At 40.4% G+C, this 1,138-nt stretch carries 1 pseudogene; it reads left to right on the top strand.

Going from position 1 to position 1,138, the window contains the following annotated elements:
* Positions 1 to 724, top strand: a pseudogene (locus tag F6K37_RS43700) (hypothetical protein); the annotation flags it as partial.
* Positions 725 to 1,138 lie beyond the last annotated feature (414 nt).

The raw sequence follows: 1,138 nt of genomic DNA, 5'->3' as shown, positions 1-1,138 counted from the left end.
GCAAAATAAAGCTCTACAGTCAGCTAAAAAAATCAAGGCAAAGGAAGATGATACGAACAACAACGAACTTCCTTTTTCAGAAAATAAACTTCTCTATCCTGGTTTAACAGGAACAGTTAAGGCTCAAGGGTTGTGTTTATCAACTGAAGCTTCCTTAGACTCAGAGATTAACGATAAAAATCTAGATGGGGATCTGAAATTTCTTGCCCAGATCGTATCTATCTGCATATATTTTATTCAAAACGACCCCTCCCTACATCATTGCCTGAAAAGTATTAAATTTTTTGGTATAACCCGTTTTAATTCCCAGCATAGAGAGGATTATATCAAAACCTTGATACTTTTTTTCAAAAAAGTCAAAGACCATGAACAAGATCCGATTAAATCCTTAAAGGCAAGGCTGGACTTAGACGAGGCGATTAACTCATTAGTATATCAGCCTTTAGCTGACCCAAATTCCTGGTGGTGTAATTTGCAGAAAGATGCAAGAAAAACCCTTGACAAAGCAGTGGAAAGAGTTAATAGTATGGAGGGTGATCAAGCAGGATGTCAATGGCTTTTAGGTGTTCGAGATGATATTATTAAATATACAGAGAACAAAGATGACGTAATCGATAAATTACAGGTTAGAGGTACTCCTGGTAAAGTCTTAGCTTGCTTGCGTGTTTACGCTTGGATTAATCAAGAAAAAATGCCTGGTCGAGTAATCTTTTACCCAAAATAGCTTATCCTTTGTTTGACCAAGGCAAGATACTCCTTGAAGTGTGGAATTCCATAACTCCTGAAAAAAACTGACCTAACCGAAAAATCCGCCCATCCCAACTCATTCTTGACCTGCTTAAATCCCAGAAGTGTTGAACGTTTTAAACGTTCAGCACTTCTGATTACACCCATGGAGCAGTCTTGATTGATCTTTACATTGACCCCGCCTATTGCTGACGAGGCTTAGGTGCAGCGTTGATTTATGCGATCGCAAACGAAATGACCTGCATAAACTGGACAGTTATGGGAGGGCTAGGCCGTGTTTTCAAAGTTTTCCGCAAGATTTAGATCCCCCCCAACCCCCCGCGCGGAAGGGGGGAGCCATTCTCAAAGTCCCCCTTTTTTAAGGGGGATTTAGGGGGATCTCCGAGTTTGA

It is taken from the genome of Moorena sp. SIO4E2, from assembly GCF_010671945.1.
Taxonomy (GTDB): domain Bacteria; phylum Cyanobacteriota; class Cyanobacteriia; order Cyanobacteriales; family Coleofasciculaceae; genus Moorena; species Moorena producens.
The sequence above is the reverse complement of the archived record's forward strand: the minus strand, read 5'-3'. Positions and strand labels throughout refer to the sequence as shown.